This is a genomic window from Aliagarivorans taiwanensis DSM 22990 (genome assembly GCF_000429505.1).
Lineage (GTDB): Bacteria > Pseudomonadota > Gammaproteobacteria > Enterobacterales > Celerinatantimonadaceae > Aliagarivorans > Aliagarivorans taiwanensis.
This window is the reverse complement of sequence record NZ_AUBZ01000006.1, coordinates 37,397-63,804: the sequence shown is the minus strand read 5'-3', so window position 1 is coordinate 63,804 and position 26,408 is coordinate 37,397. Positions and strand designations below refer to the sequence as shown.

The following is a 26,408-nucleotide window of genomic DNA, read 5'->3' as shown; positions in this document are numbered from 1 at the left end:
TCGCCAAAAAGCTCACGAAACGCAGCTATTTCTATCAAGTAAGCCCCTGCTTTTGCTAAGGTTCAGCTAACACACAGTGAACCTTAGCCTAAACGTGCGGATCCTATATAACCTAGTTAATTTTCTAGCGCTCCCTTTCTTCCTCTACCAGCTTTACTGGCCTCGCAACAACAAGCCTGGCTTCGGCGGCCGCTGGCCGGAACACTTTGGTATCAGCAAGACAGTTAAGCAGGTCGATATCTGGCTGCACGCCGTATCCGTTGGTGAGGTTATCGCGGTCACTCCACTGGTGAAACAGCTCAAGCAACAACACCCCGAGCTGAACATCCTGCTAACTACCACCACCGCCACTGGCTACCAGCAGGCCGAGCAACGTCTTAGCGAGGGTGTGACTCACCGCTATGCACCGTTGGATCTGTGGCCGTGCATCAGCCTGTTTTTACTCAAGCACCAGCCAAAACAACTTTGGATCATGGAAACCGAACTATGGCCCAACTGGCTGGGCCGCTGCGCCAGCAAGGCGATCCCAGTGAAGCTGATCAACGCGCGTATGTCGGAGCGCTCTGCCCGCCGTTACCTAAAACTGCGCAGTGCCACTCGACCGCTGTTCTCCAAGCTGGATCTGGTGCTAGCGCAGCACCAAGACGACGCCGAACGCTTTCGCCAGTTAGGGGTGGATCCCGCTCGCCTACAGGTAACAGGCAGTGTGAAGTACGATCTGCCCGACCAAAGCCAATTGGCGGAACCAGCCAAGCAGTTTCGCGCCGCCTTTGAAGGGCGGCCTTGTTGGATTGCCGCCAGCACCCACAAGGGCGAAGACGAGCAAGTATTGGCAATGCACCGCCAGCTGATTGCCGACTACCCAGAGCTACTACTTATCTTGGTTCCGCGCCACCCTGAGCGCTTTAACAGCGTGGCGGAGCTAATTGAACAACAGGGCTGGCACACCGCGCGACGCAGCCATCAACAAGCTATTGATGAGAAGGTACAGGTCTATCTTGCCGACACCATGGGCGAGCTGATGTTGATGTATGCTGCAGCAGATATCGCTTTTATCGGAGGCTCGCTGGTACCAGTGGGTGGGCATAACTATTTGGAAGCGGCGGCCATGGACTTACCCATGGTGGCCGGCAGTCACGACTTCAACTTCAGTGATATCAGTCAACAGCTGCAAGCCTGCGGGGCGCTTTACCTAAGTGCCGATATCGACGCTCTGGCTAAACAGCTGGCAAGGTGGCTGGATGATCCGCAGCTACGTAAGCAACAAGGCGAGCAGGGCGCGGAGATCGTCGAACTCAACCGCGGCGCGCTGGCACGCAGTCTACAATCCTTGCTTGAATGAAGCTTGATAGCCCTCTATCAAACACTGCCAGTCGGATCGCAGCCAATGGCAGTGGCTGCTGTTCTTCTGCTCTTTTTCCAAGGAGCGCAGCAAACGGTCCAGGTTAGCCTGACGCCAGGATTTAGCAGGACGGCGGTTACGGCCGTTGTCCCAGTCGATTAGCCACACCTGCTGCTGGTCGTCCAACATGATGTTGCGCAGGTTTAAATCAGCGTGGTAGATGCCATTAAGGTGGTATTGTGCGATGGTTTCGCCAATTCGCGCCCACTCCTCGGGCAATAAGCGTTTATGGCTGAGCAAATCGGCCATATCCCGCGCGTTATCGATCTTCTCAGTGATCAAGTCAGCTCGACAGCTAAAGCCCTGACGCTTAAGCCGCGCCGCAATCGGTAAAGGTGCCTTCAGCCCCAAGCTGCGGATCTGTGCCAGCAGCTTAAACTCGCGCCAAACCCGGCTGCGGCTGAGCCCCAGATAGAAGTAGCGGTCATCGCTAATACGCGACACCATGCCACCACGATGATAGTGACGTAACACACAATCGCGATCCTGATAACGAAAGAACAGGGTTGTACCCCGGCCAGAGGCCTGCCCAATCACCGCTCGATTCTGCTGCCAATGACGGGGATAGAAGTAACTCTCCTGCACTTCTGTCCACACCTCTGGGTTGAAGAACATCCACCCATCATCCAGTCGTTGTTTTTCTATCTGCATGACACTACTTATTGTTATCGACGCGGGAATTTTACATCGTCACTTAGCAAAAGCATAATGCTGCCAACACCTGATTAGCCTGACGCCATGAATAACACCGCCTCACCCAACACTATCTGCGTACTCCGCTTGTCTGCGATTGGCGACGTATGCAATGCGCTCGCAGCCGTCCAGCAAATCCAACAAGGGTTTCCCAAGGCAAAGATCACCTGGGTGTGTGGCAAGGCCGAGGCACGTTTACTGGCCATCTTCGACGATATCGAAGTCGTTGTCTTTGATAAATCCCAAGGCTGGCGCGGCTTAATCGCCTTACGCAAGCAGTTGGCAGGGCGCCGTTTTGATGTGCTGCTACATATGCAGGCGGCGCTTCGAGCCAGCCTGTGCAGCCTGATGATATCGGCGAAGCGACGTATTGGCTTCGATCGCGCCCGCGCCAAAGATGGCCAATGGCTGTTTACCAGCGAGGCGATCCAAGCCGCTAGCACACCGCACGTGCTAGACGGCTTCATGCAATTCGTGGCACAGCTAGGCCTAACACCGAAACCACCAAGCTGGTGCGTGCCCTTAAGCGAACAGGCCACAACATGGGCCAAGCAAGCGCTGGGTGAGGGAAAGCATCTGCTAATCTGCCCAGCTGCTAGCAAAGACTACAAGAACTGGACGCTGGGCGGCTATCAACAGCTGGCCGAGTATGCGCTTGAGCAAGGCTTTAGGGTAAGCCTGATTGGCAGCCCTTCCGCCAAAGAGAAGGCCTTAAGCGCCAAGCTAAATCAGCGCTGCCAAAGCCAGCTCAACGACCTGTGCGGACATACCAGCTTAGAGCAGCTATGGGCGCTAATCCAAGCAGCCGATCTGCTGCTATCGCCAGACACCGGCCCTGCCCACATGGCCGTAGCCGTCGGCACCCCGGTGCTGGGGGTGTATGCTCACCATAACCCCAAGCGGACCGGCCCCTACTACAGTCAGGAGTATGTGGTTAGCGTGTGGCAGCAACTTATCGAAGCGCAACATCAGCGCCCAGCGGATCAGCTAAGCTGGCGCAGCCGAGTCAAAGACCCTAAAGCGATGCAAGCCATTGAGGCCGATCAGGTCATCGCCATGTTTCAACGAATTCAACGAGAGCATCAGCTATGAGTCATCCCAGTTTGGCAGTGGTCATCATTGCCAAAAATGAAGCCGACAACTTGGCCGAGTGTATCGCCAGTGTCGATTTTGCCGATCAAGTGGTGGTGTTTGACTCGGGCAGTAGCGATAACAGCCAGCAGATTGCCGAGCAGGCAGGGGCGGAATTTCATCAGAACACAGAGTGGCCCGGCTTTGGTCGCCAACGCCAGTTGGCCCAGCAAAAAGTTCGCTGTGACTGGTGCCTGTGGCTAGATGCCGATGAGCGAGTCAGTCCGCAGCTGGCCCAGAGCGTTAAACAAGCCATCGCAGCCGATCAATCAGCGATCTACGAGATAGCACGTAAATCGTGGGTGTTTGGCCGCTTTCTAGAGCACTGTGGCTGGTACCCTGATTGGGTGATTCGCCTGCATCCCACCGGGCTCACTCAGTACGACGATGCGTTGGTGCATGAAAAGCTGCAGATCCCTCAAGGGCAACAGGTTCAAAAGCTAAAGGGCGATCTGCTGCACTATACCTACGAGTCGATGGAGCACTATCTGGTGAAATCTGCCGGATACGCGCGGGCCTGGGCCGATCAGCGTCAGGCGCGCGGAAAGAAGAGCTCATTGAGTCAGGGCGTGCTGCATGCGGTGGGCTGTTTTTGCAAGATGTACCTGCTTAAACGCGGCTTCCTCGATGGCAAACAGGGTTTTTTGATCTCAGTGCTATCGGCCCACTCCACCTTTGTGAAGTATGCCGATCTGTGGGTGCGCGACAACGACAGCCGCAGCCAATAAGCGCGCTTGCTTAGCCGCGTTCACTCATCCATAGCTGGATCTTCACCGCCGCGTCACTAACGTTAATCAGGCTCATGTCTTCTTGGGTCAGCTCGCCTTCTGGCGGCGTGAAGGCCAGATGATTGCCCTCGCGGTTAAGCGGCTTCCAGCGAAGCGGCGTAGCGCTACGGCGACTTGGGAAAAAGCCCACGGTGGGCACGTCCAAGGCACCGGCGATATGCAGCGGTCCAGTGGAGCCAGCAACAAACAGCTCGGCGCAGGCGAGCACCTCGCAGAACACATCCAGCCCCTGCTCGGAGTAATACAGCTGCGCACAAACATCGCGCTTGCCCAAGGCACTGACCATCTCTTGCGCTTCGACCAGCTCACCCGGGCCGGCGGTAATCACAAAACAGCGCTGCGGCAATAGCTGTGACAGGCACTCAATCAAACTCTGGTACTGCTCGAAGCTTAGATTGTTGGCCGAGCCGCCGCTGCCGATATGCACCATCACCAAGGGCCGAGTCTGCTGATTCGCAAACTCACGCTCTCGGCGAGCTGCCAGCTGCTCAGCGGAAAAGCTCAGATAGGGCGCGGCAACAGTTGCAGCCTCAACCCCCTGCCGTTCTAAAAAGAAGCGGGTCAGATCGAGGTTGTACTCGGATTCGGGCTTAAGGGATTGCGAGCGGCGCTGCTTAAGGCGTTGATTAAAAAGCAGTTGCGCCGCTTTAGTGGCCGGTGCGCAGCGACGCTTAATGCCCGCACTGAAGCCCAGCCAGGCGTTACGCATGGTAGAGAACAGGCACAAGTAGCCATCAAATTTTTGCTGGCGGATCTCTCGGCGCAGCTTAGCTTGCCGCTCGGAGCTGGCAGAAGAGCCACAGTCGATGATAACCTTATCAATCCACGGGCACAGCTCGGCAAGCGGCGCGGTGTAGGAGGGCACCAGTGCGGTCACTTCGGTCTCGGGCATACTCTGCTTTAGCATCGCAAAGCTTGGCCATGCCAGCATAAAGTCACCAATCTTGTCGTTTCTAACCACCAGTACTTTGTTCATCTCACCCTCCGTAAAAGCCCTTGTATTGTAACCCTATTTGCTCGCCAAATGCAGGGGTAGCCAACACCATGAGAGCAGCACTTTTGCAAGGTTTCCACTGACTCAGCAGGCTGGTTATAATCGGTTTCTTGATGGATTTCTAAATGAGTAAGCTTGCATGTCAACCAAAGTACTTTACCCCGGCACCTTTGACCCGGTGACCAACGGACACAGCGATCTTATCCGGCGCGCCGCCAAGATGTTTGATCATGTGGTGGTGGCAGTGGCAGCCAGCCCGAGCAAGCAACCGCTGTTCTCCTTAGAAGAACGGGTCGAGTTGTTGGAAGAGGCCTGCAGCGAGTGGGATAACGTCTCGATCATCGGTTTTACCGATCTGTTGGTCAATCTGGCAAAGCAGCAGCAAGCCAACGTACTGCTGCGTGGACTGCGTACCGGCTCCGATTTCGAGTATGAGCTGCAGCTGGCAGATATGAACCGCCAGCTCGACCCCAACCTGGAGAGCGTATTCCTCACCCCCGGTGAGGGCGTATCGTTTATCTCATCCAGCCTGATTAAAGAGGTGGCTCGCCACGGCGGCGATATCCGTGGCTTTGTGGCGCCCCATGTCGCCAAAGCGGTGGCGGAAAAGCTTGCCTAGAGGAGCACAACGCTAGCGCTGACAATGCGGGCAGAAAAAGGTATTGCGCTGGCCGATCCGCTCGGCCTTAATCAGCCCACCGCAGCTATGGCAGGGCTGGTTTTCCCTCCCATACACATCCAACTGCTGAACAAAGTAACCGGGTTTACCCTCTGGGCTAGAGAAGTCTTTAAGCGTGGTGCCACCTTGCTCAATCGCCTCGGCCAGTACCTGCTTTATGTTCTCGGTAAGCTCCGTTAAGCGCTTCGCCGATACCTTATTGGCGGAGCGCTTAGGGTGAATACCGCTGCGAAACAGCGCTTCATTGGCGTAGATATTCCCCACACCCACCACCACTTTGTTGTCCATCACAAACTGCTTGATGGCCACGCTACGCTTTTGCCCCTGCTCCACTAAGTAGTTAGCGCTAAAGGCCTCAGAGAGTGGCTCAGGGCCAAGATTGGCCAACAGTGGATAAGCTTCCAGCGGCAGCTCGCAGAGCAGCACACAGCCAAAACGGCGCGGATCGTTTAGCCTAAGTAGTTGGCCGCTTTGCAGCACAATATCCACGTGGTCGTGCTTTTGCGCAGGGGTGTCTGTTGGCAGTACCCGCAGACTCCCCGACATCCCCAGGTGAATCACGATATGCCCAGCAGCAGTCTCCAGCAGCAGATACTTGGCGCGGCGGCGCACGCTAATAATCTCGCAGCCGACACATTGCTGGATCTGCTCGGGCACTGGCCAGCGCAACTTGGGTTGGCGCACCTCTATCGCGGCGATGACTTGCCCTTCGATATGCGGGGCAATGCCGCGGCGGCTGGTTTCTACCTCGGGTAACTCAGGCATAGCGATAAACCTTATTGTGGCGCGAACAGCAGCTCATAGGTGCCCGGGTCAAGTTCGAGTAACTGTCCTTGCCAGTTGGAGATGACCCGCCGCTCTGGCAGCTCAAACAGGGTGAGCTGCAAGGGCTCACTGAGCGAGGCCAGATACACGCTAACCTGTGAGGTTTGCGCCGCACCGCCCACTGCTTGCTCCCACGGCTTCAGCTCGGCATGCATCCACGCATCGATCGTGGTAATCGGGCTGGCGTTGATAGTGGCATCGCGGGTGGATTCAACATGCCACTCGGTGCCGTGGCGCTCGATAGTGCGATCGGGAAGGTTGAGCTGCAAAATCACCGCCCCCTCAGGCAGTAGGCGGCCAGCGCTGATCTCTACGGGTTGCTCGCCGGGGCGTAGCTCGAAAAAGCGGAAGGTGAGGATCATGGCCGCGACAGTCAGAATAATCACGTTATTCCAGGCGCGTCGACTTAACTTCATGTAAAAACTCCATTTGCAGCAAGTGCCAAACATCGAACTGGCACGTGGCATCATGATACGCAGAGCCCGCCACCGCCGCAATTGGGGCATAAAAAAACCCGGCCAGAGCCGGGTTTTTTCAAAGCAGGAAAAATCTTATTTGATTTTGCCTTCTTTGTACATAACGTGCTTGCGAACTACAGGATCAAACTTTTTGATCTCCATTTTCTCAGGCATGTTACGTTTGTTTTTGTCAGTGGTATAGAAGTGACCAGTACCAGCTGATGAGTTCAAACGAATTTTTTCGCGAATACCTTTAGCCATTTTTTAGCCCCTTATACCTTTTCACCGCGAGCGCGCATTTCAGCCAATACAGCGTCAATACCTTTCTTATCGATAACACGCATACCTTTAGTAGATACACGTAGTTTAACGAAACGTTTTTCGCTCTCTACCCAAAAACGGTGAGATTGAAGGTTAGGCAAAAAACGACGACGAGTGCGGTTTTTTGCGTGTGATACGTTGTTACCAACGGCTGGTTTTTTACCAGTTACTTGGCATACTCTAGACATGTCAGTCTTCTCCAAAAAATACTTCTGCTCGAGCACCTGTTAGCGCCCCGTGTGGCCGTCGCCCGGGACGACACAGAAAGGCCGCATTTTATACAGCAAAAGGCGCGGTTGATCAACTAAAAAGTGAACAAATGATCATATCCACCCGCGTTCGGCGAAGGAAACCGTTTCGCCATGTCCAACCACGATATGATCAAGCACCCTAACATCTATCAAGGCGAGGGCATTGATCAGTCGATCGGTTAAATGTCGATCTGCCTGGCTCGGCTCCGCCACCCCAGAGGGATGATTGTGAGCCAATATGACCGCGGCGGCATTGACTTCAAGCACTCGCTGCACCACCACGCGCGGGTATACGCTGGCAGCATCTATCGTTCCATAGAAGAGCGGCGCGAATTGTACCACTCGGTGCTGATTATCCAATAGCAGAATCGCAAATACTTCCCTCTGTTGGCCACTTAATTCCATTGATAAGTAGTTTCGTGCAGCATCGGCGCTATCTAAAACGGAGAGATTCTGCATCTCCTGCTCCAGATAGCGGCGACTCATCTCGATACTGGCCTGCAGCTGCACAAACTTGGCCTCGCCCAGCCCAAGCTCTTGGCAGAAGCGCTCTAGCGGCGCACTCAGTACCCCACGCAGCGAGCCAAAACGCTCTAACAGATGCTGCGCCAACGCCACCGCATCCAAGCCGGGAATGCCGGTGCGCAGGAATATCGCCAGCAGCTCGGCATCGCTAAGTGCTTTAGCGCCTTGGCTTAACAGTTTTTCGCGCGGCCGCTGCTGCTTGGGCCAATGCTTTATCGCCATATCCTGATCGCCATACTTTGCCCTTGTAATGACAATTAACACATTAGAGTTGTTAGCATAGTTGGCCAGTCCTTACTTGCCATCACAAAGACGCCATTAGGCTGTTTCGCATCCGGCAATATTCGCTGCTATGGATTTGTGATAGTCTTGGCAACGCATTGTGATCAATGGGAAACTTTCTGAATATGCAGGCAACCCGCAAGGTACTTTTAGCGATTAGTGGTGGCATTGCCGCCTACAAAACCCCGGAAATCGTGCGTCGATTAAAAGACCGCGGTATCGAGGTACGCGTCGCGATGACTCAACATGCTCAGGGCTTTATCACGCCACTGACATTGCAAGCTGTCTCCGGTGAACCGGTTAGCAGCGCCTTGATCGATCCCGAAGCCGAAGCCGCAATGAGCCATATCGAGTTGGCTAAATGGCCCGATCTGATTGTGGTCGCCCCGGCTACCGCCAATATCGTCGCTAAGCTGAGCCATGGCCTGGCCGACGATTTAGTCAGCACCTTACTGCTGGCAACCGACGCCCCAATCGCCATCGTGCCGGCAATGAATCAACAGATGTACAGCGCGCCAGCCACCCAAGACAACCTTGCACTGCTGGCCAAGCGTGGCGTGCATCAGTGGGGCCCAGCCAGTGGCGAACAAGCCTGTGGCGATGTTGGCAAGGGCCGGATGATCGAACCGATGGCGGTGGTTGAAGCCGTTAGCCAGTTCTTCGAGAGTCAGCAAAAGCCCCAGCTACTGGCAGGCACCCGTATTAAGATCACCGCGGGCCCGACCCGCGAGGCCATCGACCCGGTGCGCTACATCTCCAACCACAGCTCCGGCAAGATGGGCTTTGCTCTGGCCCAAGCAGCGCAACAGTTGGGCGCCGACGTAGAGTTGATTAGCGGCCCAGTTAATCTGGCCACCCCAAGTGGGGTACAGCGCACCTCTGTCACCAGCGCCCAGCAGATGCTCGAGGCGAGCATGAATGAGATCGCCCAATGCGATATCTTCATCAGCTGCGCAGCCGTGGCCGATTACCGCGTGGCGGAAGTGGCCGAGCAGAAGATTAAGAAGAGTGGCGACAATATCCATTTGTCGCTGACTAAGAATCCAGATATCGTCGCCAGCGTTGCGGCGTTGGATAACAAACCCTTCACCATCGGCTTTGCCGCCGAAACCCAAAATGTGAAGGATTACGCTTTAGGTAAGCTCAAAGCTAAAAACTTGGACATGATCGCCGCTAACGACGTATCCAACACAGATTTAGGCTTTAACAGCGATAACAATGCCTTAAGTGTCTATTGGAATAACGGTAATAAGGAGCTCGCGCCCTGCAGCAAGACTGAACTGGCCGAGCAATTAATGAACTTAGTAGCACAGCACTACCAAAAGACGAAACCAACACAATGAAGCAAATTGAATTAAAGATCCTCGATGCGCGGATCGGCAACGAATTCCCCTTGCCAGACTACGCCACCCCCGGCTCTGCCGGCATGGACCTGCGCGCTTGTTTAGATGAAGCGGTCACCCTAGAGCCGGGCCAGACCCAGCTGCTGCCGACCGGTTTGTCCATCCACATCGCCGACCCAAGCCTGGCCGCCACCATCCTGCCGCGCTCGGGCCTGGGCCATAAACATGGCATCGTACTGGGCAACCTAGTGGGCCTTATTGATTCCGACTACCAAGGCCAGCTGATGGTCTCTTGCTGGAACCGCGGCCAAGATAGCTTCACCATCGAACCCGGTGAGCGTATTGCCCAGCTGGTGTTTGTACCGGTAGTACAAGCCCAATTCGAGATTGTTGAGGAATTTGCCGACTCTGAGCGCGGTGAAGGTGGCTTTGGCCACACCGGTAAACACTAATTCCACCTGCGCAGAGAAGGAAATACAGCACTATGGCGGGAAATAATAAAACCAATCGCCGCGAACAAATCTTGCAAGCGCTTGCCCAAATGTTGGAATCCAACCACGGTCAACGCATTACCACCGCTAACCTGGCCAAACAGGTAGGGGTATCGGAAGCGGCGCTCTATCGCCATTTCCCAAGCAAGGCCCGGATGTTCGAAGGTCTTATCGAGTTTATTGAAGAAGCACTGCTATCACGCATCAACCTGATCCAAGACGAGCAAAAGCAGACCCTGGCGCGCTGCCAGAGCATTCTGCTGCTGATCTTGGGCTTTTGTGAGCGCAACCCAGGCCTGAGCCGCATCATCACCGGTGATGCGCTGCAGGGTGAGCACGAACGCCTGCGGGCGCGCGTTAGCGTGCTGTTCGAGAAGATCGAGCTGCAGCTTAAGCAGGTACTGCGCGAACGCAAACTACGTGAAGGCGAGGCCTTCGACATCGAAGAAGGCTCACTCGCAACCCTGCTGCTGGCCTACACCGAGGGCCGAGTCAGCCAATACGTGCGCAGCGAGTTCAAACTCAAGCCCACCGCACAGTTTGATGTGCACTGGCAGTTCCTCGAAAGCCAGATGAGCGCAAGCTAACTAAGGCCCTCTTTATGAGGGCTTTTTTTCAGCAAAGCCGCAGGGAAGCTGCTAGATTAGAAAGGCGCTAAAAACGCGACTCACTTTTAACCTCACTTGTTGGAGAGCCCATACATGGACGTATTTGGATCCGGTAGCTCTTGGATTGAACAAAACCAAGAATTAATCATTCAGTATCTGGTCAACATTGCCGCCGCACTGATTATCATCATCATCGGTTTTATCGTGGCAGGGATTTTGGCCCGCGGCGTAGAGAAGCTGCTCAATGCCCGTAATCTGGACAACACCATCAGCCACTTCATCGCCTCATTGGTGAAGTACGGCATTATCGCCTTCGTGATCATCGCGGCCCTATCAAGGGTGGGCGTGCAAACCGCCTCGTTTGTCGCTGTCATCGGTGCCGCTGGTTTAGCGATTGGCTTAGCGCTGCAAGGCTCGCTCTCTAACTTTGCTGCAGGCGTACTGATTATTGGCTTCCGCCCATTTAAGGCAGGCGATTTCGTAGAGATCGCAGGAACCTCTGGCGCCGTGCAATCGGTGCAGATCTTCACTACCGTGCTGACCACCCCCGATAATAAATTGGTGGTCGTGCCTAACTCATCGGTACTCGGCGGCAACATCGTCAACTATTCCGCCAAAGACACACGCCGTATCGACCTTGTCATTGGTGTTGGCTACAACGCTGATTTGGCCAAAACCAAGCAAGTGCTGCGCGCGGTGTGTGAAGCCGACGAGCGAGTATTGAAAGACCCTGATATCACCGTGGGCGTAGTAGAGCTGGCCGACAGCTCGGTGAACTTTGTGGTCCGCCCATGGGTGCGTACCGCCGATTACTGGGGTACCTATTTTGACTTGATGGAAAACATCAAGAACGAGCTGGATAACGCCGGTATCGAGATCCCCTTCCCACAGATGGATGTGCATCTGGACAAGGCTGCCAGCTAACAGATTGGCAAGCGCAGCTGCCGAGCCCATGCTTTAGCATGGGCTTTTTTACATCCACCGTTTGAATTGCATCGGGAGTGTCACTATGAGAGCTATCCCAGTCGCACTGCTCTTCCTCAGCGCCGCTAGCTGGGCCAGCGAACCAGTCGCCACCAGTTTTTGAAGCGAAAAAGCCATTGGCGGCCACGACACACTCGGCTATTACGCAGGCGATACGCTAGAAGGCAGCAAACAACACAAGGGGCGCTGGCAAGCGGCCGATTGGTATTTCGCTTCGGCCGAGTCAGCCGCGCGCTTTGCCGCCTCACCAGAGGACTATGTGCCGCACTACAACGGCCAATGCGCCAATGCGCCAATGCGCCAATGCGCCAATGCGTTGAGCTTGGGAGAAGGACTATACCCGAACAACCTCAAAATGCAGGATTCAGAGGAACTCAATGCCCATAGAGCGAGGCGAAAATGCGAAGGAATGGTAATCCATTTCGAGTGTTTTTAACGAAGAACTATGGACATTGAGCTCCTCCCAAAGGGCGAGATTTCCAGTCCCTCATACTGCGTTACTGCTCCTTGATTTAGACCAGCGGAACAGTGCCTTGCCTGAGGGACTGGAAATCTCGCTGAACAAGCATATTGAGGTTGCTCGGGTATAGTGGCAACCAACGGTAAGGTGTGGGAGTTCTTTGGCGACGAGCTCTATCTGTTTTACGCTGAAAAGGGCCGTCAGCGCTGGCTCAGCGGCGACTGGCAAGCCTATAAAGCCGTCGCCGACCAAGCCTGGCAGCAGGCCTTGGCTACGCCCTAGATATCGTCCATCCGGTGCGCTGAGTGAACGAGCTGTTGCTCGCGTTTTTGCTGATGCTCCAACAGGTTCTCCAGATACTCCTTAGCGTGGGCCATGCTGGCCAGCTGCAGTACCCCGGTATTGAGCAGCTCGAGGGTTTTACCCTCCAGCTCCACTGCCACCGCCAACACCTCTTCTACATGCATGTTAGCGGGTAAAAACACCTTGCTGCATATCTCAGCAATATCGTTCTCAGCCCTTAGGTCGACCCAGGTTTCCAGCACATCCTTCGGCGTTTCACTATAGCTGGATTTAAGCTGTTGGCAGTTCTCATGCTCGCGCTGCTGCAAGTAAGAGAGCAGCATTCTTACCCGCTCGTCATCGGCCTGGTTTTCCAGATGGCGATAGAGTTTGATCAGCTGGCGGCGGTCACTCTCGAAATGATCCAATAGCTCTTTGAGTTGTTGAAAGCGCATATGCCTCTCCTCCGGCTGTGGCGTATAGCTAAAGTCTAAGATCTCCTCGCTAAAGCGATGAGCAAAGACCGATTCCCCTTGATACACGTCAAGTTTGCCCCGCCTCGAATCGTGAATTTGTGCAGCAGTTCATAGAGTGCGAGTAAAAGCACTAACCTTTAGTCGAAATCGGGGCTAGCTCTCAGCAGACGAACAGGCATAAAAAAAGAGGCTTACGCCTCTTTGTCGGATTGGATGTTCGCCCTAACAGCTAGGCAATACCGTACTGTTCACGGTAGGCACGTACCGCCGCCAGCGCCTCTTGATTGTCGCCTTGCTCTTCAAGGTAGGTAATCAGGTCAGCCAGTTTCACGATAGAGATAACGGTGGCGTCGTAGTCGCGCTCCACCTCTTGAATCGCGCTTAGCTCGCCCTTGCCTTTCTCTTGACGGTCTAGCGCAATCAGTACCCCAGCCAGTGAGGCTTCGTGAGCGGCGATAATGTCCATCGACTCGCGGATGGCGGTGCCCGCGGTAATCACATCATCCACCAACATCACCCGACCTTTCAGCTCTGAACCCACCAGGTTGCCGCCTTCGCCATGGTCTTTGGCTTCTTTGCGGTTAAAGCAGTAGGGGTAGTCTTTGCCGTAGTGCTCATCAAGCGCCACCACGGTGGTGGTAGCGATTGGGATGCCTTTGTAGGCAGGGCCAAATACCAGGTCAAAACCCACGCCAGAGTCTTCCAGCGCCGCCGCATAGAACTTGCCCAAACGGTTTAGGTCACGGCCAGTGTTAAACAAACCTGCGTTGAAGAAGTAGGGGCTTTTACGGCCTGATTTCAGGGTAAACTCGCCAAACTTCAGTACGCCCTTGCTCAGGGCAAACTCGATAAACTCGCGTTGATAAGCTTTCATGGTGCTCTCTTCTGTAACAGGTTAACTATTTAAGGCTTGGGTTTGCGCCTCGATGATCTGCTCAATGCCATCTTTGGCCAGTGCTAGCATCTCCAGCAGCTCTTCATGGCTGAATGGTTCGCCTTCTGCCGTTCCCTGTACTTCGATCATGCGACCATCTGCGCCCATCACTACGTTCATGTCGGTCTCGGCGTTGCTGTCTTCCACATACTCCAGATCGCACACCGCTTGGCCATCGACAATGCCGACTGATACCGCCGCAATCATCTGCTTAAGCGGGCTGATCTTCAGCTTCTTCTGTTCCATCAGCCACCACAGCGCATCTTGCAGGGCCACACAGGCACCGGTAATGGCTGCGGTTCGGGTACCGCCGTCGGCTTGAATCACATCGCAATCCACGGTGATGGTGAACTCGCCCAGCGCTTTAAGATCAACCGCAGCACGCAGAGAGCGGCCGATAAGGCGTTGAATTTCCTGGGTGCGACCGCTTTGCTTGCCGCGCGCCGCTTCACGACCCATACGCGAGTGGGTAGAGCGAGGCAGCATGCCATATTCGGCGGTGATCCAGCCCTGGCCTTTACCTTTCAAAAAGCGCGGCACACCATCATCTACCGAGGCATTACACAGTACTTTAGTATCGCCAAACTCCACCAAAACCGAGCCTTCGGCATGGGCTGTGTAGTTGCGGGTAATGGTGATCGGGCGCATCTGCCCTTGCTCTCGGCCGTTGGGGCGCATAGGAAACTCCGTAGTGACAAATTGCGGCCTATTATAGGCGCGAAAGCTGGTGGGGTCACGGCTCAATAGGCCAAGACTGGAGAGATTAACGCAGTTAAGTATAATCAGCGCAAAACCTTTGTTGAGAACAGTTGATGATTCATAGCATGACCGGCTACGCCCGCCGCCAACACAAAGCCGAGTGGGGCACCGCGACCTGGGAAATTCGCAGCGTAAACCAACGCTACCTGGAATCTTACTGGCGCATGCCGGAACAGTTCCGCTCACTCGAGCCAGTATTGCGCGAGCGCATCCGCAAGGCACTGCAGCGCGGCAAGGTGGAATGTAACCTGCGTTTCGAGGCCGACCAAGCCAACCGCAGCGACCTGCAGCTCAACGAAGCGCTGGCAGAACAGATCATCAACTCTGCCAAATGGGTGCAAGAGCACGCCGGCGGCCAGATCAACCCAGTCGACGTACTGCGCTGGCCGGGCGTAATGGAAGCCCCCGAGCAAGACGCCGATGCCATCAGCAAAGAGCTGCTAGGTGAGTGGCAAGCCACCTTGGAAGACTTTATCGCCAGCCGCGCCAGCGAAGGCCAGAAGATGGCTGAGCTTATCGAAGCGCGCCTGCAAGCCATTACCGAGCAAGTCAGCTTTGTACGCGGCGAGATGCCAGCAGTCATGCAGTGGCAACGCGATCGCCTGGAAAACCGCCTAGCGGAAATCAAAGACGAGATGGACCCACAGCGCATCGAGCAAGAGATGATCATGACCGCGCAAAAGGTCGACGTCGCCGAGGAGCTCGATCGCCTCGATGCCCACGTGGCCGAAACCCGCAAGATCCTCAAAAAAGGCGGCGCCTGCGGTCGACGCCTCGACTTTATGATGCAAGAGTTCAACCGCGAAGCGAATACACTAGCCTCTAAGTCGATTAATGCCGAGATCACTCAGGCAGCGGTGGAGCTGAAGGTGTTGATTGAGCAAATGCGCGAGCAGATCCAAAATATCGAATAAGGTTTTTTGAGTCTCTTTGAGCTTACTTAATCTTACCAAGCCCCTGTAAATAGGGGCTTTTTTGTTTTCAGGAGATTTCAGGTCTTTGCCTGAATTTTCAACCAACTGGTGAGTTTAGTGGTGAGTAGGATTGATCTAGTATGCCCTTAAATGGTGAGTAACTTTCCATGATAAGGAGAACTATATGGGTAAGCTCAACGCACGAAAAGTCGCTGCTTTAGCCAAAGATGAACCACGCAAAACCGCAGATGGCAACGGCCTCTACTTCGTCGTACCGACTTCTGGAGAACCTTTTTGGATCTTGCGATTTTCAATCAACGGCAGTCGTCCAGAAATGACACTTGGGTCCTATCCAGAACTATCGCTTGCTGACGCACGTGATGCAGCCTTCCAGCAACGAAAGCTGATCCAGCAAGGCATCAATCCACTGGCAGAACGCCAACGCCGCCAATGGTCCGGCATACAAACCATAGATGACTTATTCAAAGACTGGTTTGAGCATGATCTTAAAGATAGGCTCAAGCACCCGAACATTCCAAAACGTGTTTACACCAAAGAGATCCGCCCAGTAATTGGGAAGCTTAAAATCGATAAGGTAACAGCATTAGATGTGCGAGAAGTCATCAGACGTATTGTGGATAGCAATCGGCCAACCATCGCCAACGACACTCTCATGTATATGAAGCAACTGTTTCGACATGCCAATAAGCTGGATCTCACCCAGATAAATCCCGCCGCCGCTTTTCGTGTCAATGACGCCGGAGGTGTTGAAGAGAGTCGCGCCAGAGTGTTAACTGAAGAAGAGATTGAGACTGTGTTTCGGGTGTTCAGAGAAAACAACGTGAGCTTTACGCGAGAAAACTATCTGGCCTGCTGCCTGTATCTAGTGCTAGGCGTCAGAAATAGCGAACTCTGCCAAGCCCCTTGGAGTGAAATCGACTTAGATAAGGCTATCTGGGAGCTACCAGCCAGTCGCAGTAAAAACGGTATCCCATTGACCATTCCCCTACCTCACCAAGCTGTAAATTGGCTGCAAGAACTCAAGATCAGGGCGCTTGATTCTGAATATGTCTTCCCAAGTAGACGAAGAAGCAAAAGAGCACACATGGGCTCAGATACGATAACCACCGCCATTAAATATTTGTTTGGTAAGGACAAAGCCAGGCCGACCCAAAACAAAATGGGGGATGTTGATTACTTTGTTGTCCATGACCTGCGTCGTACCTTCAGAACACTGGCTTCTGCCGAAGGCATTGATGGGCAGGTGGCTGAGCGTTGCTTAAACCACAAACTCAAAGGTGTTGAGGGTATCTACAACCGTCACGATTTTCTGGAAGAACGAAGAGATGCTCACCAGAAGGTTGCAGATCGCCTCGCCAAGTATCTTTGAGTTAACTGGCCTCCTTTACCATGGAAGCGCGGGAAAGTGGGAAATCAGGGAAATTGGGAACACTATTCTTCCTTGCAGCTCCCACACCGTTTGGCCTGATAAGCAGCATACCAATACACTCCTCCAACGGCAGCTATCGTCAAAAGCAGCCCCACGAGCCAATACCAAAGCAGATCCATACAACCTCCTTAAATCGTTGAATCAAATGGATCGCAGCTAATACCACCACAATCGAAGCCAGTATCAATACTGGTCATGCTGTCATCCCCAAACACATTGCCGCCGATATCAATACAGGAGTTTTCCATCATGGGAAGGCCACTTGCTGGATTGATATCACCACACCAAAATGAAGAACTCGAATCAGAGGCATAATCTGCGGCATCTGGTATCAATTCCACACCTACCGCATCAACCAATCCAGCTTGGTATACTCCTGAACTTAATAAGCCAGATGCCGAGCTAGCTCCCATCGATATCGATCCATGCCCTTGGAACCGTCTCACCCTGTTAGTGCTGGCTCTGGGCCTGCCATAACGTCGATGTAGCTTGTTCACGCAATAAGCTGCGGTAAACAGGATAATCAAAAATGAAATTGGGCTGGGCAAGGCAAACAACAACGCCACAAAAAGAACCAATTTCACCATCACTTTTAACGGCCAGAGCCAATCACGAATAACTGCTGTCTCCGCCTCTTTTTCTGTGAAAGCATGAGGTTCAATACCAGCGCTGCCAGGGTGCCTTGCCGCAGCCTCCGCTGAAACAGCTTTCATTTTGATAGCCATACCAGTTCCTCATTTAGTTACACCTCATAAACCAGTCTGGCACAATACATCGAATACGCAATAAGCAATTGAAAACAAATGAAATGCACTAACAGAACACTAAAAGAAACCTCAGAATTTTAAGCTATTACGCTGCTGAAAGCCCCCCTGAACCACACAAAAATTGGTGTGAGCTAAACCCCATAGAGTACAAAACTAGTTTAATAATTATGATATTAGGGGCATTATCACAGACGAATAGCTAAAACTACTTGCTTAATCATAAAATTGGAACAGTGAAGGCAATCAGCAAGATTCCCTCACCTACAGTATTCTAAGTTTACTTATCGTAGGCCACCGAATAAAACACAAAAGCTTTGATTATGCAGAAGGCTAGGTCACTCATGTTTGAGAGGTAGAAATGGAAGATAAAATGCCACTAATTACGCCGTTTAGAGCAAATGCCCACTTGCTCAAGCTTTTAGGTGATGAATTAATTGGCGACGACCGTTTGGCTGTATTTGAGCTCGTAAAAAACGCTTACGATGCCAACGCAACTAAAGTGGACGTTACGCTGAACTTAGATGGTGATAACCCGCACATTATTATATGGGATCACAACGGCTTCGGTATGACCAAAGAGGACATCCTAAACAAGTGGATGGAAATAGGTACAAACAGTAAACGTAGCAAAAATAAAATCAGGACTCCAGCTCCACTTAATCGCCTACCTCTAGGAGAAAAAGGAGTTGGCCGCCTAGCTGTTCATAAATTAGGTAAGCAACTTACAATCAACACAAGAGCTAAAGATTCTGCAGAACACCAGATAACTATTGATTGGCCCAAATTGATTGACGAAGCTCAGTACATTGAAGATACGCGAGTAACAATTACACCTCTAGAAACACCTAAGTATTTCAAATCAGAAACGGGGACAAGAATTGAAATTGGTGACTTAAACAACACACATTGGACTCGTGGTGATTTAAGACGCCTTAAACGCCTATTGACTAGCCTTATCTCGCCATTCAAGACTGTATCTGACTTCGATGTAAATTTGAATGTTCCAGGCAGAGAAAAGGAAGTCGCAGATTTACTAGAAGCTAAAGATATACTCGACAAGGCACTGTGGACATATGATTTCATTATCGATGAAAATGGTCAGTTTTCGTCGACCTACTCTTTCAATCCTCCTCAAACATTCAAAGAGCTAGCTTCTTCCTCTATAGAAACTAAAGATGAGCAACTTGAACTTTTAGAACCTAGCAAAGAAGAAGAGTTGGCTCGCGAAGAAGCGATTCGCGAATCATTATTGCTAAAACCTGAAGATATTAAGGGAATCGGTCCTATATCCGGCACCTTTTATATATTCATGAAAACTGGAGCTGTGTTAAGCGCTATTGGTTCTCCCCAATTAATTAAAGATTATTTAAAGGAACAATCTGGAGTACGCGTATACCGAGATGGTATCCGCGTCTTCAACTATGGCGAAGGGAAAGATGACTGGCTCGGTTTAAACGCAGGAAGAATCAATATGCCTGGTCAAAAAATCGATACAGGAATGGTTATTGGTGGTATTGATTTAAACCTTGAGGATAGCGCCGGTCTCAAGGAAAAAACAAACCGTGAGGGTTTTGATGATAATGACACTTATAAACGTTATCGATGGATAGTCGCTAGTGTGATTGAAGATTTTCACTTAAAGCACAGAAATGATCGTGAAGCTCTTGATGCCTACCTAAAAGGAGATATTAAAGATGCGTCACCAGCAACAACTCGCTTCACCGAGAGCATTGAAGACATTAAAAAAACAATCAAAAAACACAAGCTTGAAGAAGAAATGAGCGGTAAAGTTGCACAAATTGAATCAGACTATCTTCAAATGAGGGAGGTTACTTTAAGCTCTGGCATAGCTGGCATCAATTTGGCTGTAATATTTCACGAGGTAGAAAGGGGGGTTGATGATCTAAACGAAGCAATCCGACAGTCTGATGATTACGAAACCCTTCTAAAGCGAGCAGAACATCTTGCTGAATTACTCGAGGGCTTTGCTCCACTTCTCCGCCGTAATGAACAGAAAACGTTTAACATCAAAGCTCTTACTCAAAAGATTATCAAACTTAATACACATCGATTCAAACACCACAATGTGACTATATCTTGTCCTGTCAATACTGACGAATCAGAATCGTTTGAGGTTACGGCACCATTCGGTTTACTTCAAGCAACCTTAACTAACCTGATCGATAACTCAATTCATTGGACAAACTTAAAAGCTGAGAAAAAAGGTAGTGATTTTAAACCTGCTATACGTATCGATACCCTTCCCAACTGGTTTAAGGAAGGTCCAGCATTAGTTGTTATGGATAATGGCCCTGGCTTTAGTTTGACCCCAGAAGAAGCGATCCAGCCTTTCAAAACCTCTAGACCTGGCGGTATGGGGGTTGGGCTTTACTACGCCGATAAAGTGATGGAAACAATCGGAGGTAGACTTCAAATATGCAACCCAGAAGATTTAGACCTACCTGAAGCATATCAGGGGGCAGCAGTAGTAATGATTTTTTGCTAGGAATAATAATGATCAGTTTACCAAGTATCGTTCTTATAGACGATAACAAAGAAGACTTAGATATACTTCAAGATAGTTTTACGCGCATGGGCTACCCATGCTTCCCTATACACTATCAAGGAGATGATCCCGCCAATGAGTCAGGAATAGATCACGTCAAACTCGACATGATCAAGCCACGCATCGTAATTTCTGATCTTAACCTTCAAGAGCTTCAAAAAGTTGATGAAAAACAACTAGCTGGCCCAATTGCAGAAGTTCTACATAAGTTACCGCTGAGTGGCCCATTCATCTTGTACTTTTGGTCTCGTAATGCAGGCACTGTCGATCCTGTAATGCAAGTGATTTATGAGCGATATACCGATATACCTCATCCTATACACTGGGGAGTACTAGACAAGACTCAGTTCAAATCAGGTCAACAAGACCTAGCAGAACGAATTACTACTATAACTAAAGAAAGTCAGGTGTTCGATGCATTATGTAGCTGGGAAGGCCGGGTCTCAACTGCAGCACAAAAAACAACAGATTCATTGTTCAACTTAGCTCGCGCGACCGAACATGAAAGTTTAGGTGAATATAAAGATAAAACCACTACCAAACTTCAGTCCATGCTATCTGTAATTGGTAATGAAACCTTGGGTGTAAAAAATGCTGCAGAAGAACCAGATATAGCGATAGAGCTTGGCTTAGAACCAGTGCTTCATGACCATATACAATCAATGTATGAGCAAATAGAACCTTCTGTATGGACTGATGCAGCCAATGAGATTGGAAAGCGAATCAGGGCAGACAGTGATGTGAAAGCATATCTAAACTCCTTTTATCATGTCGAAGAGTTAGACGCTGAGGCCTCCAATACCAAACGTGGGACTTGGGTAGAGTTTGAACCTACCTACATGAATAACCCTGACAATGCTCAGAAAATCAAAAACCATTTTGGCAGAAAAATCAAAGCGCTACTGAATGAAGAATTTCTAAACTGCGATATTGGTGACAGTACTGAAAGAGCCGAAGCTCACGCAGCAACAAGGCTAGGCTTTCTAGAGCTGTCTGCGGAATGTGATCAAGCACAGCGGAAAACAAAGCTTCACAGATACTTTTTATCCGCAATGATCCCTGTTGAATACGAAAGATTTACATTTTTTAGAGAGCAGGACAAAACCAAGCATTCTGGGATTTATCGTTTACCTAACATTAGAGTTTGTGAACAGGAATATATCGTTAAAGTAACTTTTATGTATCAGGTTGGGGCAATTCCAGATTTTAACAAATGGCTTGGCAAGCCAATTTTTAGGCTAAAAGATCAGATTTTGTCAGATATTAGCTTCAATGCATTTCAACATGCAGCACGACCAGGGATTATTCGCTTTGACTAAGTAGCTCAATCACAATCTTACCTATCTGCTGTGCCAAATAGGGTGGCACAGCATTCCCAACTTGAACATATTGCTGGGTTCTATTCCCTTCAAACTTATAATTATCCGGAAATGTCTGCAAACGAGCGGCCTCTCGAACTGTTAAGCTTCGGCATTGCTTCGGATCATAATGAATAAAGTAATGCCCGTCTTTTGAAATATGACTTGTCACCGTTGTTGAGCACTTGTTTGCCGCTTGAGTTCTAAAGCGGTCAGCATGAGAGCCGGAATTCCAGTTCTCATGAGCAGGAGCAAGATCTCTTGGGAAATCTTTCGCCTTAGGAGAAGTACCACCACTTAGCTGTGTATATGCAGCGCTGTAAGCGTAACGGAGCAAATCACTTTCCATATGGCCACGAGTTTCATGATTTAACACACAAGGTGGCTCAACCGCTCGATACCATTCAATTAAGTGCTCGGGCATTTGAATTGGGTACTCGACGGGCTGAGACGCAGAGCGAGCGAGATTCTTATGCGGTTTAATGTCTAAATCTTTTGATTGATTAAATTGCGTCTTCAGTAATCGTTTAACTTGGGTAGCATTCTTAGAGACAACGCTCCCCCAATCAGTCGCGTTGTCTTTACGCTTAGAAAAGCCACTTCTGAGCTTAGGCAAATCAGCCAATACTTGCTCTACTGTTGATCTATATTCAAATGGTGTAAGTATCCTTGGTACTTTTTCAATATCAGCACGTACACCAAGTAGAATGACACGATGACGAGCTTGGGGAACACCATAGTTCTCCGACTTAATTAGAAAGTTGGTAGGGTCGTCATAAGTAGGGTTAGTTGGGTCGTTGGCATCAACAACCAAAGAAAAAACCTTGTATCTCGGTGTTACTATTTTAGTAACGCGCCCCGGCGCTCTAAGATCTTTTAAAATGCGAGGGAACATAATTTCCCCGTCTATTTTTGCAGAAAGTATACCGCGTACATTCTCCATTACGAAAACATCCGGCTGCGCAATAGATAGCACTTTTAAATATTCTTTATACAAAAAGTTACGATGATCTTTTTCTGCCTTGTAGTTCTTTATCCCTGCATTGCGAGAACGGCCAGCCAGTGAATAAGCTTGGCATGGCGGCCCGCCTATGACGACTCTAGGCTTGTTGCCATGCTCCTTAACTAGCTTTGTAATACGTTGATGAATATCGTCGTTGTCATCACCAAGGGCATGAGGAGTGTAAAGCGTTTCTTGCTGTGCTTGTTCAGCCTCTTTTGCGAAGCGAGCAAATAGCTCTTCTCGGCTTAACTTACCCAAGAGATAATCGTTGTAGCTTCTTAAGCCCACCTCAGTATCTTTTACCTTTCTGTAAAAAGCCCTTGTGGTTAACGTCATGTGCGCAGATGGTTCCTTTTCAACAGACACACCGATTTTAAATGGTCGATTTCCTTCCTTATCAGTGACTGAAGATACCCCCTCACCTAACCCGCCTGGGCCTGCAAAAAGGTCAATTACAAGAACTTCACCTGTTTTCATTACTTCACTATTACTGTCATTTTTAAACGCTAGGCAATCATACCAGGCAAATAAACATAAACAATTACTTTATGCCTCCACTCTCCAAATAGACTGGTGTACGCTCTTTATTCCCTTACCCGGTCAAAACACAATCAAAAAACAACTGTTAAGTTTCAAAGCACAAGCTATGACTTAACAATCCAAAACCAACCTAAAAGTCGCTTTTCGATTTCGATTGACGCTGCTCTTTTCTTGCGCAAAGATGAAGGGGCATCAACGGTAGCTGGCCAAAAACAGCAATAACAAAATACCTATCTACTCAAAGGCTTTGGCCTTTAAATCTCTAACCCAGAACGGGGGAATTGCCCCTACTGGGCACTCCCTCGCCTGATTATTCTCACACTGAGGGAAACACCATGATTTTAATGATTATATTTGCAGCACTATGCTGCTGCATTGCTGTGCGTACGCTTTACTGCACAGCAAAATTTGTCTGCGTTCAGGCTTGTTTGATTGCAGAATTCTGGCTCAACTTTGAGCCAGCCTACTCAACCAGGGCACCTCCTGCTCAGCATTACAAACTACATCACCGTTGACTCAGCGGTACACCAGCCCCCGTCTCTGTCTCCCGTCAGGGAACAGAGACGGGGGTAGCTACCCCCGACGGAAGCCTTGACGCTCAATGCGTCAGGGCTTTCGCACCGCGCACGAAAATGCACGAAAAATCCTGCTTATCGCAGGTTCGTTCCATCAATACAAGGAGACAAAGACGATGACATTAGCCGGATCTGCTACCAGAACAACGCATCTATGCAACAAAGCAATGCAACGGACCAGGTAGTTGAATGAGTTGCTTTCTCCATAGCGATGTTCATTCGTAACTGTTTAACAGTAATTAACACCGTGGGTATCGGGCTTATCTACCCTATGTGCCGAGCAAGATCTTGGTGGCCAAGCAGCAAGCAGAGCTGTTAGAAAAACTGCCTTATCACTTACCAATCAATGATGAAAAGCATGGCCGCTAGTTGAATAACCTGAGGGACGACAGCAATGAGGTGCGAACGAGCAAATCCAGACGCTTACAACTTTGGCTTACAAAACAGGGATATGACCCGAGCTGGGTTAAATGCGCTAAAGGAAGATGTGCAAAGTTTTCAAACACGAGAAACACTCCATGATCGATGGCGGGTGTTTGCGACTTGGGCGAAAGCGGAGCTTGGGATAAAAGACATGCGCAAGCTTGAGACTCATCACCTACAACAATATGCTGCGCATTTGCGAGATCGCTTTGAGCGTGACCAGATCTCACCGGCGACTGCACAAAACTACATGAGTGCAGTTAATCGGGTGATGGAGATCGCCCGTGGAGATAACCAGGTGCGAGTTGACCCCGTCCGTGAGGGCGGCTTACCAACCAGAGCCGGGGTTTGTGAACAAAGTCGAAGTACCACGCCTGAGCTTCATAATCTGGCAATTTCAGCTGCGTCGGACCGAATTGGCGTGCTGCTGGATCTGCAACGGGAACTTGGATTGCGATTTGAAGAGTCAGCCAAGTTAAATGCTGAAGCCGCGCTTAAACAAGCGACAACAAAGTCTGTAATTGATATTAAAGATGGCACCAAGGGAGGACGCGACCGTTGCGTGCCCATCCTCTCTCAGCAACAAGTAGAAGTTTTACAACGAGCGGCTGCAATTCAAGATGGCAGAAGCCTGATCCCTGCTCACCAGACCTATAAAGAATTTCGCCAAGATGCTTATAAAGAAGCCGCCCGTTTACCGGTAAATTTTCACGGAGAGCGCCACCATTATGCTCAAGAGCGCTACCTGACACTGATGCGAGCTGAATGCCCAGTTCGAGCGGAAGTTGGTCACGGTAGGCCTCATCATCAATACCTTGCTGAAAAGCTGAAGATCAGCGTTTCACATGCTAGGGCATTGGATAAAGAGATCCGTAGCCAAGTAGCGCGAGAACTTGGGCACGGGCGTATTGATGTGACAAACAGTTATTTGGGCTGAAGACTATGGAACGATGGGTCAAGCAGAGGTGTCATGAATACGTTCGCCATGGCGGTAAAGTTGCTCGTCGCAATATGGTGAAACGACTGATTGCTGCATTGGAAGACATTGCAGTGCACGAACATGGAGTGAAACAGCCTCCGCAAGTGGGTCGTGCGCATATTCATCGCTACTACAACCGGCGAGGCGATTTGAGTGAAGCTACTTTGAGAGATCATTTTTACGCATTTTGCCTGCTCTGGAAGCTGCTTGGCAGAACAGGTGAACCGCCAAAGCCTTAAATCGACAGGGTTGCGCCCAGAATGGGCAACTACAGAGTGCGCAATCGCCAATGGAAACAGATAAAATGTAATAACTTCAGTGAGCAATAACTCACTGAATACGCGGTAGCTGGCCGCGAAAAACAATCAGCATTTACTTAGCCTCCGACTTTCACATGTGAAAATCGGAGCCCAACATCAACAGCGGGGATAGCTGGTCACTAATGTGCGAGTATCCCCGTGTTTTAACACAAGGAAGCGAAATTCATCGTCAGGGTGCCGCCACTCCTCAATGTTATCAGCGGTGCCATATTTTCGAGCCTTATGCTGGCGAACCTTGTCCGTTAAAAGGGAGCAGCATAACTTAGGATGCTGCAAACGCTTAACCAGCGAAAGCCAGGGATTCTTAGGCTTGCCTGAGCTGAGTCGGGATACATATTGCTCTACAGCATGCTTGGTAATTCTCACTTTTCCCATGGCTGGTGTACTAATGGTCTGAAGCTCACTAGCTATATCGGTCGAACCAACAGTCAGAACTTGAGTCAGTGAATCGTTAAGCACTGGCAGAAAATCCTGCGACCGTGAAACCTCAATGGTGACACCAGCCATTCGATTTTGCAGGAAGGCCGAATATTTAAAGGCATATTTTTTATCTGAACGCCCAAGGGCAAGTTTTTTAATTGCACCTTTCGATACAGTCAAACGATACCCGTGACCAGAACCCGGCTCACGGCCAAGTACCAGCTCGACAAAGAGCAAATGTTGGATGGCATACAGCTCCGTAATCAGCGCACTGTCGCTATGCTCAAACCCTAAAGTTACGTTAAGAACGCCGCCTCGCTTGGTGCCAACACGCCAGTATACATATGCTTGTGAGTCAGATTGCTTCTCGGAAAATGTCGTTAATGTCATCATCAGCTTAGCCTCTT

28 protein-coding genes are annotated in these 26,408 nt (G+C 50.6%); 15 read left to right on the top strand and 13 right to left on the bottom strand.

Annotated elements, in window-relative coordinates; translation table 11 throughout:
- The first annotated feature begins 76 nt into the window (after positions 1-76).
- Positions 77-1,342 (top strand): lipid IV(A) 3-deoxy-D-manno-octulosonic acid transferase, encoded by a 1,266-nt coding sequence (gene waaA / locus G462_RS0105885; protein ID WP_026958175.1) that lies wholly within the window; start codon positions 77-79, stop codon positions 1,340-1,342.
- Here the strand turns inward: waaA and G462_RS0105880 are convergent.
- On the bottom strand, positions 1,322-2,053 hold the full coding sequence (locus G462_RS0105880) for a 3-deoxy-D-manno-octulosonic acid kinase (protein ID WP_026958174.1): 732 nt from the start codon (positions 2,051-2,053) through the stop codon (positions 1,322-1,324). The two genes, waaA and G462_RS0105880, sit on opposite strands and share 21 nt — an antisense overlap.
- Positions 2,054-2,140: 87 nt before the next feature.
- Here G462_RS0105880 and G462_RS0105875 point away from each other — a divergent pair, with 87 nt between their 5' ends.
- Both G462_RS0105875 and G462_RS0105870 read left to right on the top strand, forming a co-directional pair.
- The gene (locus tag G462_RS0105875) at positions 2,141-3,187 is read left to right on the top strand and encodes a glycosyltransferase family 9 protein (RefSeq protein ID WP_026958173.1); all 1,047 of its coding nucleotides are present in this window, start codon (positions 2,141-2,143) and stop codon (positions 3,185-3,187) included.
- Positions 3,184-3,954: a glycosyltransferase family 2 protein gene (locus G462_RS0105870; RefSeq protein ID WP_026958172.1), complete on the top strand. Its 771-nt coding sequence runs from the start codon at positions 3,184-3,186 to the stop codon at positions 3,952-3,954. The genes G462_RS0105875 and G462_RS0105870 overlap by 4 nt, the downstream gene beginning before the upstream one ends.
- Before the next feature lie 10 nt (positions 3,955-3,964).
- On the opposite strand, the gene G462_RS0105865 is transcribed toward G462_RS0105870, so the two are convergent.
- On the bottom strand, positions 3,965-4,990 hold the full coding sequence (locus tag G462_RS0105865; protein ID WP_026958171.1) for a glycosyltransferase family 9 protein: 1,026 nt from the start codon (positions 4,988-4,990) through the stop codon (positions 3,965-3,967).
- A 157-nt stretch (positions 4,991-5,147) separates the two neighbouring features.
- Here G462_RS0105865 and coaD point away from each other — a divergent pair, with 157 nt between their 5' ends.
- On the top strand, positions 5,148-5,627 hold the full coding sequence (gene coaD / locus G462_RS0105860; protein ID WP_026958170.1) for a pantetheine-phosphate adenylyltransferase: 480 nt from the start codon (positions 5,148-5,150) through the stop codon (positions 5,625-5,627).
- 12 nt (positions 5,628-5,639) lie between these two features.
- On the opposite strand, the gene mutM is transcribed toward coaD, so the two are convergent.
- From mutM to radC, 5 genes are all read right to left on the bottom strand, one after another.
- Complete coding sequence (gene mutM, locus G462_RS0105855) at positions 5,640-6,452, bottom strand: bifunctional DNA-formamidopyrimidine glycosylase/DNA-(apurinic or apyrimidinic site) lyase (protein ID WP_026958169.1); 813 nt, start codon at positions 6,450-6,452, stop codon at positions 5,640-5,642.
- Between the two features lie 11 nt (positions 6,453-6,463).
- Positions 6,464-6,928 carry a hypothetical protein gene (locus G462_RS23805; protein WP_051326557.1) on the bottom strand — a complete coding sequence of 155 codons (465 nt, stop codon included), beginning with the start codon at positions 6,926-6,928 and terminating at the stop codon, positions 6,464-6,466.
- 135 nt (positions 6,929-7,063) lie between these two features.
- A complete protein-coding gene (rpmG, locus tag G462_RS0105845; protein ID WP_285762680.1) occupies positions 7,064-7,219 on the bottom strand; it encodes a 50S ribosomal protein L33 in 156 nt (51 codons plus the stop codon).
- 23 nt (positions 7,220-7,242) lie between these two features.
- Positions 7,243-7,479, bottom strand: a complete 237-nt coding sequence (gene rpmB / locus G462_RS24170; RefSeq protein ID WP_084404950.1) for a 50S ribosomal protein L28 — start codon at positions 7,477-7,479, stop codon at positions 7,243-7,245.
- A gap of 135 nt (positions 7,480-7,614) precedes the next feature.
- Entirely contained in the window at positions 7,615-8,289 is a 675-nt protein-coding gene (gene radC, locus G462_RS0105840; RefSeq protein WP_026958168.1) for a RadC family protein, read from the bottom strand.
- A 167-nt stretch (positions 8,290-8,456) separates the two neighbouring features.
- Between radC and coaBC the strand changes: the two genes are divergently transcribed.
- From coaBC to G462_RS24455, 5 genes are all read left to right on the top strand, one after another.
- Positions 8,457-9,692, top strand: coding sequence for a bifunctional phosphopantothenoylcysteine decarboxylase/phosphopantothenate--cysteine ligase CoaBC (gene coaBC, locus G462_RS0105835; protein ID WP_026958167.1), 1,236 nt, complete (start codon positions 8,457-8,459; stop codon positions 9,690-9,692).
- Positions 9,689-10,144, top strand: a complete 456-nt coding sequence (gene dut, locus G462_RS0105830) for a dUTP diphosphatase (protein ID WP_026958166.1) — start codon at positions 9,689-9,691, stop codon at positions 10,142-10,144. Before coaBC ends, dut begins: the two co-directional genes overlap by 4 nt.
- Positions 10,145-10,176: 32 nt before the next feature.
- The gene (slmA, locus tag G462_RS0105825) at positions 10,177-10,770 is read left to right on the top strand and encodes a nucleoid occlusion factor SlmA (RefSeq protein ID WP_026958165.1); all 594 of its coding nucleotides are present in this window, start codon (positions 10,177-10,179) and stop codon (positions 10,768-10,770) included.
- 114 nt (positions 10,771-10,884) lie between these two features.
- Complete coding sequence (gene mscS, locus G462_RS0105820) at positions 10,885-11,715, top strand: small-conductance mechanosensitive channel MscS (protein ID WP_026958164.1); 831 nt, start codon at positions 10,885-10,887, stop codon at positions 11,713-11,715.
- Between the two features lie 649 nt (positions 11,716-12,364).
- Positions 12,365-12,517 carry a hypothetical protein gene (locus G462_RS24455; protein ID WP_157378563.1) on the top strand — a complete coding sequence of 51 codons (153 nt, stop codon included), beginning with the start codon at positions 12,365-12,367 and terminating at the stop codon, positions 12,515-12,517.
- Here the strand turns inward: G462_RS24455 and G462_RS0105810 are convergent.
- The 3 genes from G462_RS0105810 to rph all read right to left on the bottom strand — a co-directional run bounded on the left by G462_RS0105810 (position 12,514) and on the right by rph (position 14,605).
- Positions 12,514-12,972: a hypothetical protein gene (locus tag G462_RS0105810; RefSeq protein WP_026958163.1), complete on the bottom strand. Its 459-nt coding sequence runs from the start codon at positions 12,970-12,972 to the stop codon at positions 12,514-12,516. The two genes, G462_RS24455 and G462_RS0105810, sit on opposite strands and share 4 nt — an antisense overlap.
- A gap of 250 nt (positions 12,973-13,222) precedes the next feature.
- Complete coding sequence (pyrE, locus tag G462_RS0105805) at positions 13,223-13,867, bottom strand: orotate phosphoribosyltransferase (protein ID WP_026958162.1); 645 nt, start codon at positions 13,865-13,867, stop codon at positions 13,223-13,225.
- A gap of 21 nt (positions 13,868-13,888) precedes the next feature.
- A complete protein-coding gene (gene rph / locus G462_RS0105800; RefSeq protein ID WP_026958161.1) occupies positions 13,889-14,605 on the bottom strand; it encodes a ribonuclease PH in 717 nt (238 codons plus the stop codon).
- Positions 14,606-14,739: 134 nt separating this feature from the next.
- Here rph and G462_RS0105795 point away from each other — a divergent pair, with 134 nt between their 5' ends.
- Together G462_RS0105795 and G462_RS0105790 are read left to right on the top strand one after the other, a co-directional pair.
- Complete coding sequence (locus G462_RS0105795) at positions 14,740-15,600, top strand: YicC/YloC family endoribonuclease (protein ID WP_026958160.1); 861 nt, start codon at positions 14,740-14,742, stop codon at positions 15,598-15,600.
- Between the two features lie 184 nt (positions 15,601-15,784).
- On the top strand, positions 15,785-16,990 hold the full coding sequence (locus G462_RS0105790) for a tyrosine-type recombinase/integrase (RefSeq protein ID WP_026958159.1): 1,206 nt from the start codon (positions 15,785-15,787) through the stop codon (positions 16,988-16,990).
- A gap of 188 nt (positions 16,991-17,178) precedes the next feature.
- Here G462_RS0105790 and G462_RS24745 read toward each other — a convergent pair whose 3' ends face one another.
- Entirely contained in the window at positions 17,179-17,775 is a 597-nt protein-coding gene (locus G462_RS24745) for a hypothetical protein (protein ID WP_211234191.1), read from the bottom strand.
- Positions 17,776-18,175: 400 nt separating this feature from the next.
- Here G462_RS24745 and G462_RS0105775 point away from each other — a divergent pair, with 400 nt between their 5' ends.
- Positions 18,176-20,323 carry an ATP-binding protein gene (locus G462_RS0105775; RefSeq protein WP_084404949.1) on the top strand — a complete coding sequence of 716 codons (2,148 nt, stop codon included), beginning with the start codon at positions 18,176-18,178 and terminating at the stop codon, positions 20,321-20,323.
- Positions 20,324-20,331: 8 nt separating this feature from the next.
- Entirely contained in the window at positions 20,332-21,702 is a 1,371-nt protein-coding gene (locus G462_RS0105770) for a hypothetical protein (RefSeq protein ID WP_026958156.1), read from the top strand.
- Here the strand turns inward: G462_RS0105770 and G462_RS0105765 are convergent.
- Complete coding sequence (locus G462_RS0105765) at positions 21,686-23,221, bottom strand: DNA cytosine methyltransferase (protein WP_026958155.1); 1,536 nt, start codon at positions 23,219-23,221, stop codon at positions 21,686-21,688. The genes G462_RS0105770 and G462_RS0105765 overlap by 17 nt on opposite strands.
- Positions 23,222-24,253: 1,032 nt before the next feature.
- On the opposite strand from G462_RS0105765, the gene G462_RS0105755 reads away from it, so the two are divergent.
- Positions 24,254-25,219 carry an integrase domain-containing protein gene (locus tag G462_RS0105755; RefSeq protein WP_026958154.1) on the top strand — a complete coding sequence of 322 codons (966 nt, stop codon included), beginning with the start codon at positions 24,254-24,256 and terminating at the stop codon, positions 25,217-25,219.
- Positions 25,220-25,224: 5 nt separating this feature from the next.
- Positions 25,225-25,500, top strand: a complete 276-nt coding sequence (locus G462_RS24450; RefSeq protein WP_157378562.1) for a hypothetical protein — start codon at positions 25,225-25,227, stop codon at positions 25,498-25,500.
- A gap of 177 nt (positions 25,501-25,677) precedes the next feature.
- Here G462_RS24450 and G462_RS0105745 read toward each other — a convergent pair whose 3' ends face one another.
- Positions 25,678-26,394: a hypothetical protein gene (locus G462_RS0105745; RefSeq protein WP_026958152.1), complete on the bottom strand. Its 717-nt coding sequence runs from the start codon at positions 26,392-26,394 to the stop codon at positions 25,678-25,680.
- Positions 26,395-26,408 lie beyond the last annotated feature (14 nt).